Here is a 12,545-nt window from a genome sequence, read left to right on the forward strand (position 1 = left end):
ACTGGCAACCCCGGACAAAATCAGTATGTTGCCGCCCGAAACCGCATTCCGCGTCGCGTGGCGCCCCGGCTTGGGCCGGCGCCCCCTTTTCAGTGTCAGGAAAACAGCTTTGAAAGTCATCGCCAGCTCTATTCGCAAGGGTAACGTCATTGAGCAAGATGGAAAGCTCTATGTCGTCGTGACCGCCGAGAACATCCATCCCGGCAAGGGCACCCCGGTCAGCCAGATCGAAATGCGCCGAATCAGCGATGGCGTGAAGATCTCGGAGCGCTTCAAGACCACCGACCAGGTCGAGAAGGCGACGATCGAGGAGCGCAACTTCACGTTCCTCTACGAGGATGCCGACGGCTTCCACTTCATGAACCCGGAGACCTACGACCAGGTCCAGGTGCCGAAGGACGTGGTCGGCAACCAGGCCGCCTATCTCCAGGAGAACATGACGGTCAAACTGTCGATGCACGACGTGGTCCCGGTGGCAATCACGCTGCCGCAGCGGGTCACGCTCGAGGTTGTCGAGACCGAGCCGGTCACCAAGGGCCAGACCGCGTCGTCGTCCTACAAGCCGGCGGTGCTCTCCAACGGCGTCCGCACCGGCGTGCCGGCGCATATCACGGTCGGCACCCGCATCGTCGTCATGACCGAGGACGGCTCCTACTGCGAGCGCGCCAAGGACTGAGGCATCTCGAGGATCTGACGCCGGGGGGCGTGGGGGAATTTGGGGGCACGGGTCATCACGCTCATCGCCGCCCTGGCGGCGATCATCACGCTGGCCGCGCCATCGACGACGCGCGCGGCCGATGACTTCGCGCCGCCTGCCCTCACCATCAACCGCGCCGACTGGCGCGCGGCGCTGGATCAGCTCCGCTCCGAGCTCAACGCGGCGCCCGAGGTCGCCGCCGACTTCGCTCTGTCCGCGCGCCGGAGCGGTATTTCCGCCGGCGATGCCCGGCGCAGGCCCGCGCTGGTCCAGCTCAACGGCGTAACCTCGACCATCTTCACGGGGATCGGACGCAGTCCGGTCCCCGTTTTGCTGCCGTTCGACACCATCGCCTATCTCGCTGCGCGCCGCAGCGCCGCCATCGCGGCGCGCGACCTGTCGCGCTATCAGGCCGACTTCCAGACCGACCTGTTCGATGCCGGCCCGTCCGGCTACGACGCCGTGTTCTCGCTGCCGCCGGAGGTGACCTCCGGCCTGCCGTCGCGCGTCTTCGCCAAGCCGGTCGAGATCCAGATCACCGGCTCACTCCTCACCTACGAGGTCGCCGATCCCGCCGGCGGCAAGGGCGAAAGCGTCAAGGCGCTGTCAGCGCAATATCCGGATCTGCGCCGCTTCATTCGCGAGGGCTATGTCCGCTACGCCTTCACCCGCTTCGGCGTGCCCTATGTGGTCTCGATCCAGTGTCTCGACAGCGCGCCGCGGCCGCGGCGCCTCGCCTGCCGCGAGGCCTATCCCATCGCCGAGCGTTTCCTGAAGGCGCTGCGCATCGCCGGCGGGCAGCCGTCGCGCATCCCGCCGGAGATCGCGCCGCTCACCGCCGAGCGTCCGGTCACGCTCGATGCCGATTTCACCTATCGGCCTGTTGGCGACATCGTCGCCAACAGCGGCGGACGCGGCCGGAGCGGGCGGGCCGACCGCACCGTCTATTCGCAGATCCGCTATCCCCTGGATGCACCGGCCTATGTGCACTCGCAGTCGTTCGGCCGCCGGCGTGCGAGCGACAAATTCGATCAGCCGTGGAGCCAGTATCCCTGGCGCGACAATTTCTGCGAGGCGCGCAGCTTCAACGTCGGCCAGTGCGCCAGCGGCTTCGGCCATCAGGGCCAGGATCTCAGGCCGGGGGCCTGCCCGGTGCGGCGCGACGGCGCCGAGGGCTGCAATCCGTGGCGGCAGCGCGTGCTCGCCGCGCGCGACGGCGTCGTGATCCGCTCGACCCGGCAGCAGGCCGTGACGGTGCAGGTCAACAGCGGCACCGAGCACATCCGCTTCCGCTACATGCACATGAACCCTTCGGCGATGGATGCCGACGGCCTGCTCAACGGCCGGCGCTTGCGCGAGGGCGAGCCGATCGGCGTGGTCTCGAACTATCTCGACCATCCCAACGGCACCACGCGCCATCTGCATTTCGACGTCCAGCTGTTCACGCGCGATGGCTGGATCTGGGTCAATCCCTACATGACGCTGATCGCGGCCTATGAGCGCCTGATCGGCGGCCGCGGCCGCGAGGTCGGGCTGGAGGAGATCACCGCGTCGCAGCCGCCGTTGACCACCGGCGCGCTCGGACCCTCGCCGCCCGGACCTGCGGCCGATGCTGCCGCCGGGCGCGACCGGAACTGATCGCCGGCGCGGCTGGAACCGCGGCCCACCGTTCCGGGTTGTCTGCGCGGAGGATCGCAGACGGTGACAGCCAACCCACATCGCAGAGCCGGCCCGGCGCTCGTTTCAGCGGCGATTGCGCTGGTGTGTGTCGGCGCGCTGACGATGCTGGTGCGCGACCGCTGGCATCCGCCCGAGATCAAGTCGGCCGACGAAGCGCGTCATTCGACCACCGGCCAGGTCGCCCGCGCTGCCGGCGCGCGCGTGATGCCGACCGACCCCAGCCTCGCGGTCGAGCCCAAGCCGGAAGGCCCCAAGCGCGCGCAGCCGGCCAATCCGTTCTGAGCGCGACATACTTATTAGCTTGCAGCCGGTATCTGTCTCCCGCGGCTCTCAGAGAGACACAAGCTTGCCCGCCATCACCGGTGTGCTCCCTCGCCCTGTTCTTACGGGGAGAGGGTTGGCGTGAGGGGCAGCCGCACGGGAATTATGAGTGGTAGACCTGTCACCCTCGATCCGACCTCTCCCGGCGAGGTGCATGGCGCAAGCCGCGAGATCATCGTTCACATCGCGCGGCTCGCCGTCTCGCAAGGCAACTCATGAGCTCGTTGTCGTCGGTCACGCCGACCACTTGTCCTCTTCGCGGCGTTGCTCCTCGGCATTGAGACGCTCGGCGATCTCGTGCGCCATCGCCTCGTTCTTCGTCGTGGCGATCGGCTTGCCGTCCTGGCGCTGCACGTGCTGCTTATCGGCTTCCAGCGGGAAATCCTCCGGCTTGAGCGGTTCGTCCGTCCCGGTCATGCGCGCCTCCTCCGAGTTGCACGCATAACCCGCCCGGCCCCGCTGCGGTTCCAGGCAGCTCAGGACGGCGCCCGTGCCGGCCGCTCCGCCGGCGTCCAGCGGAACGCGACGCCATAGCGATTCCAGAGATTGATCACGCCGATCGCCGACGTCAGGAACACCAGCTCCGTTTCGGAAAATTCGGCCCGCGCCTGGGTGTAGACCTCGTCGCTGACGCCGCCGTGCAGCGTGGTCAGCGCCTCGGTGAACGCCAGCGCCGCGCGCTCGCGGGCCGAGAATTGCGGCGCCTCGCGCCACACGACGACCAGGTTGATCTTGTCGGCGGAGATGCCGAGCTTCTCGGCCAGCAGCACGTGATGCTGCACGCAGAATGCGCAGCCATTGATCTGCGACGCCCTGATCTTGACGAGCTCGAGCAACTGCTTGTCGAGGCCGGCCTTGGCCGCCTGCTGGCTCACCGCCAGGATGGCCTCGTACAGCTCCGGCGCCTGGCTCCGGAACGCGGTGTATTCGCTGCGCGCATGTGACATTATCCGTCTCTCATGTTATCAGATGTCTGACAACTTATCAGGGCTCTGATGACATGCGCAAGGCACCGGCATTGACGAACTCGCGAGCCTCGCGAAAGGCCGGCCCCGCGCGTCGGCCCAAAGCGCAATCCAAGACACAACCCAAGAGTCAGCCCAAGACGGCGGCCCGTCCGCCGTCGCCCGGCGAGGGCAAGCGCGGCGAGGACGGCCACCTCGCCTATCTGCTGCGCCAGGCGCAGGCCGCGGCGCGGCTCTCGCTCGACCGCGCGCTCGTCGCCACCGGCCTGACCCATCCGCAATTCGTGGTGCTGACGATGCTCAAGGCCTATCCCGGCCTGTCCGGCGCCGACTGCGCCCGCGTCGCGCTGCTGACGCCGCAGACCGTCAACGTCATCATCGGCAATCTCGAGCGGGACGGTGCCGTCCGGCGGACGCCGCATCCGGTCCATGGCCGGGTGCTGCAATGGAGCCTGACGCGCCGTGGCCTCGCGCTGCTCGCCACGGCGCGCCGACAGGCGACTGCCATCGAACGCAGGCTCGCCCGCGGCTTGAAACGGAGTGAGCTCGCGACCATCCGGCGCTGGCTCGCGCACATCGCCGCCGATCTCCACGGCGCCTAGCGGGTTCCCGGCGCTGCCAAGGCTTTGCCGCGCACCGCCCTGACCGGGTAGACTGGCGGCCATGACCCAGTCCGATTCACGACCCGATCCGGTGACCCGCCGCGCCCTGCTCCGCTCCGGCCTCGGCGCCGCCGCGCTGCTCGTCCCGGCCCTGCCGGCGTCCGCGGCGCCGGCCGAGTTCGAGGCCTGGCGCGACGGCTTCCGCAACCGCGCGCTCGCCAAGGGCATCTCGCAGGCGACCTGGACGCGGGTCATGGCACGGCTCGAGCCGGACATGACCGTGTTCAAGGAGATGCGCAACCAGCCCGAGTTCAAGGAGCAGCTCTGGCAGTACATCAACCGCCGCGTCTCCGACTGGCGCGTCATCAACGGCAAGATCGCGCTGCAGAAGAACGAGGCGCTGTTCACGCGCATCGAGAAGGATTTTGGCGTCGAGCGCGGCACGCTTCTCGCGCTGTGGGGCGTCGAATCCGCGTTCGGCGATCCACTGGTGCAGCAGAACCACATGCGCCCGGTGTTTCCGGCGCTCGCCGCGCTCGCCTGGAACGAGCCGCGCCGCAAGGCCTATTGGGAGACCGAGCTCACCAATGCGCTGAAAATCGTCGACCGCGGCTGGAGCACGCCGGAGGAGATGCGCGGCTCCTGGGCCGGCGCCATGGGTCACACGCAATGGATGCCTGAGGTCTGGCTCAATGTCGGCTTCGACTATGACGGCGATGGCAAGATCAACCCCTTCGGCCGCCCCGACGACGCGCTCGGCTCGACCGCGCGCTATCTCGTCAACCGCGGCAAATATCACCGCGGCGAGCACTGGGGCTACGAGGTGCGCGCGCCCGGCAACATGTCTGGCAGCCGCAGCTATGCGGCGTGGCAGGCGGCCGGCGTCACCCGCGCCGACGGCCAGCCGTTCCCGCAGCCCAATGCGTCAGCGCAGCTCTGGATTCCGGTCGCGGGCGGCCCCGCCTTCCTGCTCGGCCCGAACTTCTACTCGGTGAAGTCCTACAATCCGGCCATGAGCTACGCGCTCGCGATCTGCCATCTCGGCGACCGCATTCTGGGCGCCCCGCCCTTCCTGCAGCCCTTCCCCGGCTCGGAGCGCGCGCTGACCTTGGCCGAGGTGCAGGAGATGCAGAAGCGCCTGACCGCCGCCGGCTTCGACACCGGCGGCACCGATGGCCGCGTCGGCAACGACACCATGAAGGCGATCCGCGACTTCCAGGTCAAAGCGGGCCTCACGCCGGCCGACGGCTATGGTGGGCTGAAGGTGCTGGCGAAGCTCAGACAGGGCGGTTGAGCGGTACGGTCGCTGCCGTGTGACCAACAAGTAGAGTGGGCAAAGGCGCTGCCGTGCTCTCTCAACGATCGAAATCGCGGTGGCGCCGTGCCCACCATCCCGCGGTTGAGCACGCGGCCCGACGGTGGGCACGCGGCCTCCTTCGGCGGCTGCTTCGGCCACCCTACGAGTTCGCCGTCATGGCGAGTAGCGCAACGCTCCGGTCATCGCGAGCCTCGCGCCGGAGTGATCACGTCTTGGCGGCCGCCTCGCGGTGGCCGGACCTCGACGCCCGCGCCTTGGGCTGCGACGCGCTGGCAGCCTTCACCCGGATGCGCACCGAGCCGCCGCCCTTGGCCTGCTCCTCGATCTCGAAGCCTCCCGTCTTGCGAACGAGATCGCTGAGCTTGCGACAGCCATAGGTGCGCGGATCGAAGTCGGAGACCAGGTTGGAGAGCTGCTTGCCGACCTCGCCGAGCGCGACCCAGCCGTCCTCGCTCTCCATCTGCGTGATCACCTTCTTGATCATCGGCGTCGCCGCGCTGATCGGCAGCAGCGACTTCGGCGCCGCGGCGCTGTCCGCATCCTTGCTGCCCGCCGCGTCGCTGCGCAAATTCTCCGTGTAGATGAACCTGCGGCAGGCCTGCCGAAAACTCTCCGGCGTCTTCTGCTCGCCGAAGCCGAACACGTCGGTGCCCTGCTCGCGGATGCGCGCCGCGAGACGGGTGAAGTCGCTGTCCGACGACACCAGGCAGAAGCCGTCGAAGCGTCCACTGTGCAGCAGGTCCATCGCGTCGATCACCAGCGTGATGTCGGAGGCGTTCTTGCCGGTCGTATAGGCGAACTGCTGCTGCGGCACGATCGCGTGACGCGCCAGCGTATCGGCCCACGGCTTCGAGCGCGGGCTGGAGAAGTCGCCATAGATCCGGCGCACGCTCGCCTCGCCGATCTTGGCGATTTCCTCGAACAGCCCGTCCGCGATCTTGGCCGAGGCATTGTCGGCGTCGATCAGAACGGCAAGACGCGGCGAGCGAGGTTCGGATGGCATCGGATAGTCCTCAAGGTAGGCCCTGTTCTTATTCCCTTATACGCGGGCCGACACCCAGCCGGATGATTTTCTTGAGACGAACGGCATGGCCACGGGATGCGACTTGGCACGGCCCGGAGCGTAGCGAGCGGAGACGGCCCGCAGCGCCCCCACCATTCGTATACTAACAAATTCCGGGTTCCCGACCTGTTCTGGCGGTCGTTTTCACCTTCTCTTAATTTGCGTCGCACAACGATGCGCGCGACCCAACGACGGGATCTGCGGCAGATGATGAAAGAAGGCACCTATTCCGCCTGGTTCAGGACCCCCAAGGGCCAGGGAACGGGCATTGTCGAGCTGGTCGCTGGCAGGATCTGCGGCGGCGATACCGTGCTCAGCTATGCCGGCAGCTACGAGGCCCATGGCGATCGTTTCACCGCCATCATCAAGACCAAGCGCCATGCCCCGGGACAGCCGTCGCTGTTCGGCCCGGACGAGCTGACGCTCAGCCTCGAAGGATGCTGCCGGGGCACGCCCGTCACCTGCTCCGGCTATGCCGCGGAAGCTCCCGACGTGCCGTTCGAGGCGCTTCTGCTGTTCTCGGCGTCCGACGACGCCGCGCCTCCACCAGCGCCCCGGCCGACGCCGAAATTCAATCCCGATCAGCTGCCGAAGCCGTCCTGGCGCTGAGCTCCAGGCGCAGCCCGCCGGCTGTCACTGCGGTTTCCTGTGGCGCATGCTGAGATAGCCGCCAACAGCGCCCAGCACCGGGCTCAAGGCGATGAGGGCCAGTTGCGTCCCAAGCCCGCCACGGCCGACAAACATCGCGTACACGCCGAACCCCATGCACAGGATCGACGAGAGAGCTCCATTCAAGATGTCATCGTGCCTGGCAAGCCGCCCGGACACGTAGCCACCCAACACGGAGCTGAGTGCTCCGAACGTGAACGACAACGCCTTGAAGAGCTTGCTCGCCATCAGTGCGCGCGGATCGGAGGCCGCGAGCTCCGCCGCAGCCGATCCCGACACGATGAAGACGAGGATCGTCACGGGAAAGATGGCAAGGTTCGTCGACAGAATGTCGACGATGTTACCGATCACGACGCCCTTGAACGACACGCGATTCATCTAGCCCCCCTCAGCCGCCTGCGCACCTTGCCGAGCCGGTCAAGAGCGTGCAACCGCCTCGCGCGTGCGCGTCCTCGACGTTCGCCAAAGCGTGCTGCACCTGGCGCGCTGCCCCGGGGGCCTCAGTTCTCCAATCACGTGGCGCCATGCCGGCATCGCTGCGCCAATCGAACCCATTCCGCAGGACAATCAGCCGCCTGCTTCCTTCAGCTCCCGGGAGCCAACTTTCCGCTTGCTTTTATTCCGAAAATCGGAAATAACATCCGGGTCTCGTCCTCATGAGAGGGGCGCTTCGCGATCGTCATGAACGTGGAGGGCGGGATGCGGTGGCCGCGATCGTGTCGCAGCGTGCTCCATGCGCGCGGACGAACGGCAGGTTGCGGACGTGAAATCGCGTGGTCCTGGCGCCCCGAAGCTGGCGCCAAGTCGTCGGGTGATGATGAGCCCTGAGGGCGACGGTGGCTAACAAGCCGGACACCGGGGAGATCGCGTATAAGCGTGAAAACCATCGCGCAGGGAATGCCGGTTGATCGGCCTACCTGTGGTGACTGCCGCCTGCTTTTTGTTTGCAGGCGGGCCATGGGTGAGGCCTTCACCCGGCATTCCCTGCGCCCTCTCCCATCAAGAGGGTCTTTGACGATGCATCACTCGGGCGCGAATGCGCGGCGGGATGCAAAGACACGCGAATTCATGAAAGGCACGACAGCCGCGTCATCCTCCGCTGTCGTCCCGGCCTCCGCGCCGGGACCCATACCCACAGGGAGCAAGGTGAGGCACGAACGGCGTGAGCATTTCGTTCTCACAACAACTGCTGCGGCGTATGGGAAGCTTGTCCGGGACGACGCCGAATGTGGAACCGCTACCTGATCATCGCCGGCCCATGGTCCGGCACGGCCACATCGAGCACGCGCAACTGCACGCGCTCGACGCCCTGGTAGCGGTCGACGGTAAGGGTGCCGGCGACGTGCAGGATCTGGCCGCGATGCTGAACCAGGGCGTTGCCGAGCTTTTGGCCGACCGAGCGGAATGCGATCGCATTCACGGTAGCGCCGTCGCCGGATTTGAAGCGCAGCTTGAGATGCGCCTGCCCGACCTCGTCGGCATAGACCAGCTGATGCGACGGCAGCGCCACGATCGGCTCGGGATTGCCGCTGCCGAACGGACCGGCGCGATTGAGCGTCGCCACCAGCTCGGGCGTTGCGGCGCGCGCGCTGATGGCGCCGTCGATCAGGATCTCGTTGACGTGACGCGCGTCGGCGACGTCGGCCGCCAGCGCGCTTTCCAGATAGGCGCGGAATTCCGCCAGCCGCTCCTTGCGCAAGGTGACGCCGGCGGCCATCGCGTGCCCGCCGCCCTTCATCAGGATGCCCTGCTCCACCGCATGCCGCACCGCCTTGCCGAGATCGACACCCGGAATCGAGCGGCCCGATCCGGTGCCGATGCCGCCCGGCTCGAGCGCGATCGCAAACGCCGGCCGGGCAAACTTTTCCTTCAGCCGCGAGGCGACCAGCCCGACCACGCCGGGATGCCAGCCTTCCGATGCCGTGACGATGACCGCGCCCTTGTCCTCCAGCCCGAGCGAGGCCAGCGCCTCGGCCTCCGCCTGCGCTTCGGCCTGCTGCTCGATGACGCGGCGCTCGCTGTTGAGGCGGTCGAGCTCCGCGGCGATGCGCGCGGCTTCCGAGACGTCGCTCTCCAACAGCAGCCGCACGCCGAGATCGGCGCGGCCGATGCGCCCGCCCGCATTGATGCGCGGCCCCAGCATGAAGCCGAGATGCCAGGCTTCGGGCGGGCCGTTGAGACGGGCGACATCCATCAGCGCGGTGTGACCGACATGGTCGCGCCGGCGCATCGCGATCAGGCCCTTGGCGACGAAGGCGCGGTTGAGCGCGATCAGCGGCGCGACGTCGGCGACGGTGCCGAGCGCAACGTGATGCAACATGGACAGCAGATCCGGCTCCGGGCGCGTGCTGCTCCAGAAGCCGCGGCCGCGCAGCTCGCGATTGACGGCAACCAGCGTCACCAGGGTCAGCCCGACCGCGGCGAGATAGCCGAGGCCGGAGAGGTCGTCGGGCCGGTTTGGATTGACCAGCGCCTCGACCTCCGGCAGCTCGTCGCCGCATTGATGGTGATCGATCACCACCACGGACATGCCGAGCCGCCGCGCTTCCGCCAGCGGCTCGAGGCTGGTGGTGCCGCAATCGACCGTGACGAGCAAGGTCGCGCCCTTGTTCGCCAGCGCTCGGATGGCGTCGACGTTCGGGCCGTAGCCTTCGAAGATGCGGTCGGGAATGTGGATCAGCGGATCGAGCCCGCAATGGCGCAGATGCCAGGCGAGCAGCGCCGCCGAGGTCGCGCCGTCGACATCGTAGTCGCCGAAGATCGCGACCTTCTCGCCCCTCACCGCGGCGTCGGCAATGCGCTGCGCCGCCGCTTCCATCTGCGTCACCGTGAACGGGTCCGGCATCAGCTTGCGGATGGTCGGATCGAGGAAGTCGTTGACCGCGTCGAGCTCGACGTCGCGGCCGGCGAGGACGCGCGCCAGCATCTCCGGCAACTGATAGCGTTGCACCATCGCCAGGGCCCGCGCCGCGCCGCGTGCGTCCAGCCGGTCGCGCCACAATTTGTTGGTCAGCGACAGCCGCACGCCGAGGAACGCCTGCGGAGCGCTCAGGGGCAGTGCAAGGGCGGATGGTGCCATGATGCGCAGGGCCTCGCTTGCAGCGCAGCGATTCGAAAACGGACCCCTCGAATCTACAGCAACTGGCATCCATCAGCAGGTTCCTTCGCTGGAGCCCACCGGATTTGTGCCGGAGAACCACGGAACTCACAGGAAATGAGAGGGCTGCTGATATATACGCCCGGTTGCCTAAAATTAGAGCTGCGTTCAATGGAGTGCATTAAACAGCCGTTAGGCGAATTCCGTAACATTTCAATCAATTATTTCGTCCGATTTGTTCGCCCTCTTCGTGCCGACGAGGAGGCGCGGCAACATGGAGTTGATTGCCGATGCTGACCGCGCCCGAGTTGAAGACGCTTTCCTCCGCCGCTCCGTCGCAAACGACTCCCAAGGACGACGAGACCGACGTCTCGGCGCTGATCGCGCGGCTCACCGGCGAGGTCAATCAGATCGCCTGCGAGAAGACCAAGTCGATCCAGCAGATCACCAACCAGATGAAGATGCTGGCCTTGAACGCGCTGATCGAGAGCTCGCGGGTGGGCGCGCAGGGCGCGGGCTTCGCCGTGGTGGCCCAGGAGGTCCGCGCCGTCGGCCAATTGGTCGAGACCATCGCGCGCGAGCTCGAAGGCCAGCTCACGACGCGCACCGGCAATCTCAAGAGCTCGATCGAGCGCATGACCGAACGGGCCCGCGGCGAGCGCATGGTCGATCTGGCGCTGAATGCGATCGAGCTGATCGACCGCAATCTCTATGAGCGGACCTGCGACGTGCGCTGGTGGGCGACCGACTCCGCCGTGGTCGATTGCGCCGCCGCTCCGGACGCGGCGCGCGTCGCCCATGTCTCCGAACGGCTCGCGGTGATTCTCTCGGCCTACACGGTCTATCTCGATTTGTGGCTGTGCGATCCCAGCGGCAAGGTGATCGCCAACGGCCGCGCCGACCGCTTCAACGTCGTCGGCCAGAGCGTGGCCGAGACCAGATGGTTTCGCGAGGCGCGTGGATTGCGCTCGGGCGACGACTACGTCGCCGGCGACGTTGAGTGCCAGCCGCTGCTCGGCAACGCCCAGGTCGCGACCTATTGCGCCTCGGTCCGAGAGGACGGCAAGGCGCATGGCAAGCCGCTCGGCGTGCTCGCCATCCATTTCGACTGGGAGGCGCAGGCGCGCGCGATCGTCCAGGGCGTGCGCGTCAGCGAGAGCGACAGGGCGCGCGCACTGCTGGTGGATTCCAGCCATCGCGTGATCGCGTCCTCGGATGGCCAGGGCATCCTCAGCGAGCGGGTGTCGCTGAAGCTCGATGGCAAGCCCAGCGGCTTCTATCAGGATGCGTCCGGGCGATTGGTCGCATTCCACGCCACGCCCGGCTACGAGACCTACAAGGGGCTCGGCTGGTACGGCGTGATCGTGTCGGGCGCGTGAGGCGGGAGGATCAGCAGCCCAAGCGGTCGGCGATGCCGTTGAAATCATCGGCAACGATGTCCCAGGCCCCGGTGGCGTCGAAGTCGCGGCTCTGCAGCGGGCCGTATTCAGTGGGACGGGCGACGAAGGCGGTCTTCAGGCCGTAACGTTGTGCCGCCTCGAGATCGTTGTTGTGCGCGGCGACCATCATCACCTCGCCGGGCGCAAGACCCAGCAGACGCGCGGCGCCGAGATAGGTCTCGGGGTCGGGCTTGTAGTGCGCGAACAGCTCGGCGGAGAGGATCAGGTCCCACGGAAGGCCTGCGAACTTCGCCATGTTGGTGAGCAGCGCGACGTTGCCGTTGGAGAGCGGCGCGATGATGTATTTGGACTTCAGCCGGGTCAGGCCGGCGACACTGTCGGCCCACGGATGCAGCCGGTGCCAGCCGCGGGTGAGATGATCGAGATCGGCTTCGGTGAGCCCGGTGATGCCGAGCTTGGCGACCAGCGTCTCCAGCGAACGGCGATGCAGGACGTCGAGGATGACGTAGCCGCGCTCGGGGTGCTTGCGGACCTCGTCCATCGAGCCGACATAGAGCCCGCGCCAGCCATCGACCAGCGCGGTCCAGTCGCCCTGGATGCCGCGGGTCTTCGACCACGCGGTGAAGTCGTTGATCAGGCTGGTGCGCCAGTCGACGACGGTGCCGAACACGTCGAACACCAGCGCCTTGACCATGGACAGATCGGACATGCTGAATCGCTCCCCGACTTCGTC

At 67.2% G+C, this 12,545-nt stretch carries 13 protein-coding genes; 7 read left to right on the plus strand and 6 right to left on the minus strand.

Going from position 1 to position 12,545, the window contains the following annotated elements:
• Nucleotides 1-109 precede the first annotated feature (109 nt).
• From efp to ACQR10_RS05740, 3 genes are all read left to right on the plus strand, one after another.
• On the plus strand, nucleotides 110-676 hold the full coding sequence (gene efp, locus ACQR10_RS05730; protein WP_006614774.1) for an elongation factor P: 567 nt from the start codon (nucleotides 110-112) through the stop codon (nucleotides 674-676).
• Nucleotides 677-715: 39 nt separating this feature from the next.
• Nucleotides 716-2,335, plus strand: a complete 1,620-nt coding sequence (locus tag ACQR10_RS05735; RefSeq protein WP_410051396.1) for a M23 family peptidase — start codon at nucleotides 716-718, stop codon at nucleotides 2,333-2,335.
• A 63-nt stretch (nucleotides 2,336-2,398) separates the two neighbouring features.
• Entirely contained in the window at nucleotides 2,399-2,659 is a 261-nt protein-coding gene (locus ACQR10_RS05740; protein WP_315800095.1) for a hypothetical protein, read from the plus strand.
• A gap of 273 nt (nucleotides 2,660-2,932) precedes the next feature.
• Here the strand turns inward: ACQR10_RS05740 and ACQR10_RS05745 are convergent, their stop codons facing one another.
• Together ACQR10_RS05745 and ACQR10_RS05750 are read right to left on the minus strand one after the other, a co-directional pair.
• Entirely contained in the window at nucleotides 2,933-3,115 is a 183-nt protein-coding gene (locus ACQR10_RS05745; protein ID WP_315800096.1) for a hypothetical protein, read from the minus strand.
• Between the two features lie 59 nt (nucleotides 3,116-3,174).
• Nucleotides 3,175-3,645, minus strand: a complete 471-nt coding sequence (locus ACQR10_RS05750; RefSeq protein WP_316215748.1) for a carboxymuconolactone decarboxylase family protein — start codon at nucleotides 3,643-3,645, stop codon at nucleotides 3,175-3,177.
• A 53-nt stretch (nucleotides 3,646-3,698) separates the two neighbouring features.
• Here ACQR10_RS05750 and ACQR10_RS05755 point away from each other — a divergent pair, with 53 nt between their 5' ends.
• Together ACQR10_RS05755 and ACQR10_RS05760 are read left to right on the plus strand one after the other, a co-directional pair.
• Nucleotides 3,699-4,265: a MarR family winged helix-turn-helix transcriptional regulator gene (locus ACQR10_RS05755; RefSeq protein ID WP_316215747.1), complete on the plus strand. Its 567-nt coding sequence runs from the start codon at nucleotides 3,699-3,701 to the stop codon at nucleotides 4,263-4,265.
• A gap of 61 nt (nucleotides 4,266-4,326) precedes the next feature.
• Nucleotides 4,327-5,559, plus strand: coding sequence for a lytic murein transglycosylase (locus tag ACQR10_RS05760; protein WP_316215746.1), 1,233 nt, complete (start codon nucleotides 4,327-4,329; stop codon nucleotides 5,557-5,559).
• Nucleotides 5,560-5,788: 229 nt separating this feature from the next.
• Here the strand turns inward: ACQR10_RS05760 and ACQR10_RS05765 are convergent, their stop codons facing one another.
• Entirely contained in the window at nucleotides 5,789-6,586 is a 798-nt protein-coding gene (locus ACQR10_RS05765; protein ID WP_316215745.1) for an NYN domain-containing protein, read from the minus strand.
• Between the two features lie 267 nt (nucleotides 6,587-6,853).
• On the opposite strand from ACQR10_RS05765, the gene ACQR10_RS05770 reads away from it, so the two are divergent.
• Nucleotides 6,854-7,255 (plus strand): hypothetical protein, encoded by a 402-nt coding sequence (locus ACQR10_RS05770; protein WP_316215744.1) that lies wholly within the window; start codon nucleotides 6,854-6,856, stop codon nucleotides 7,253-7,255.
• A gap of 24 nt (nucleotides 7,256-7,279) precedes the next feature.
• Here ACQR10_RS05770 and ACQR10_RS05775 read toward each other — a convergent pair whose 3' ends face one another.
• Both ACQR10_RS05775 and recJ read right to left on the minus strand, forming a co-directional pair.
• Complete coding sequence (locus ACQR10_RS05775; protein ID WP_316215743.1) at nucleotides 7,280-7,693, minus strand: hypothetical protein; 414 nt, start codon at nucleotides 7,691-7,693, stop codon at nucleotides 7,280-7,282.
• An 859-nt stretch (nucleotides 7,694-8,552) separates the two neighbouring features.
• Entirely contained in the window at nucleotides 8,553-10,394 is a 1,842-nt protein-coding gene (gene recJ / locus ACQR10_RS05780; protein ID WP_316215742.1) for a single-stranded-DNA-specific exonuclease RecJ, read from the minus strand.
• 308 nt (nucleotides 10,395-10,702) lie between these two features.
• On the opposite strand from recJ, the gene ACQR10_RS05785 reads away from it, so the two are divergent.
• Nucleotides 10,703-11,791, plus strand: a complete 1,089-nt coding sequence (locus ACQR10_RS05785) for a methyl-accepting chemotaxis protein (protein WP_316215741.1) — start codon at nucleotides 10,703-10,705, stop codon at nucleotides 11,789-11,791.
• 10 nt (nucleotides 11,792-11,801) lie between these two features.
• On the opposite strand, the gene ACQR10_RS05790 is transcribed toward ACQR10_RS05785, so the two are convergent.
• Nucleotides 11,802-12,521 carry a haloacid dehalogenase type II gene (locus tag ACQR10_RS05790; RefSeq protein ID WP_315800107.1) on the minus strand — a complete coding sequence of 240 codons (720 nt, stop codon included), beginning with the start codon at nucleotides 12,519-12,521 and terminating at the stop codon, nucleotides 11,802-11,804.
• Nucleotides 12,522-12,545: the final 24 nt, after the last annotated feature.

It is taken from the genome of Bradyrhizobium sp. HKCCYLRH2060 (assembly GCF_051168135.1).
Classification (GTDB): Bacteria; Pseudomonadota; Alphaproteobacteria; order Rhizobiales; family Xanthobacteraceae; genus Bradyrhizobium.

Coding starts and splice junctions, on each gene's coding strand:
- ACQR10_RS05745 (WP_315800096.1), bottom strand. CDS start 3,115: ATGACCGGGACGGACGAACCGCTCAAGCCGGAGGATTTCCCGCTGGAA.
- ACQR10_RS05755 (WP_316215747.1), top strand. CDS start 3,699: ATGCGCAAGGCACCGGCATTGACGAACTCGCGAGCCTCGCGAAAGGCC.
- ACQR10_RS05750 (WP_316215748.1), bottom strand. CDS start 3,645: ATGTCACATGCGCGCAGCGAATACACCGCGTTCCGGAGCCAGGCGCCG.
- ACQR10_RS05790 (WP_315800107.1), bottom strand. CDS start 12,521: ATGTCCGATCTGTCCATGGTCAAGGCGCTGGTGTTCGACGTGTTCGGC.
- ACQR10_RS05765 (WP_316215745.1), bottom strand. CDS start 6,586: ATGCCATCCGAACCTCGCTCGCCGCGTCTTGCCGTTCTGATCGACGCC.
- ACQR10_RS05770 (WP_316215744.1), top strand. CDS start 6,854: ATGATGAAAGAAGGCACCTATTCCGCCTGGTTCAGGACCCCCAAGGGC.
- recJ (WP_316215742.1), bottom strand. CDS start 10,394: ATGGCACCATCCGCCCTTGCACTGCCCCTGAGCGCTCCGCAGGCGTTC.
- ACQR10_RS05760 (WP_316215746.1), top strand. CDS start 4,327: ATGACCCAGTCCGATTCACGACCCGATCCGGTGACCCGCCGCGCCCTG.
- ACQR10_RS05785 (WP_316215741.1), top strand. CDS start 10,703: ATGCTGACCGCGCCCGAGTTGAAGACGCTTTCCTCCGCCGCTCCGTCG.
- ACQR10_RS05775 (WP_316215743.1), bottom strand. CDS start 7,693: ATGAATCGCGTGTCGTTCAAGGGCGTCGTGATCGGTAACATCGTCGAC.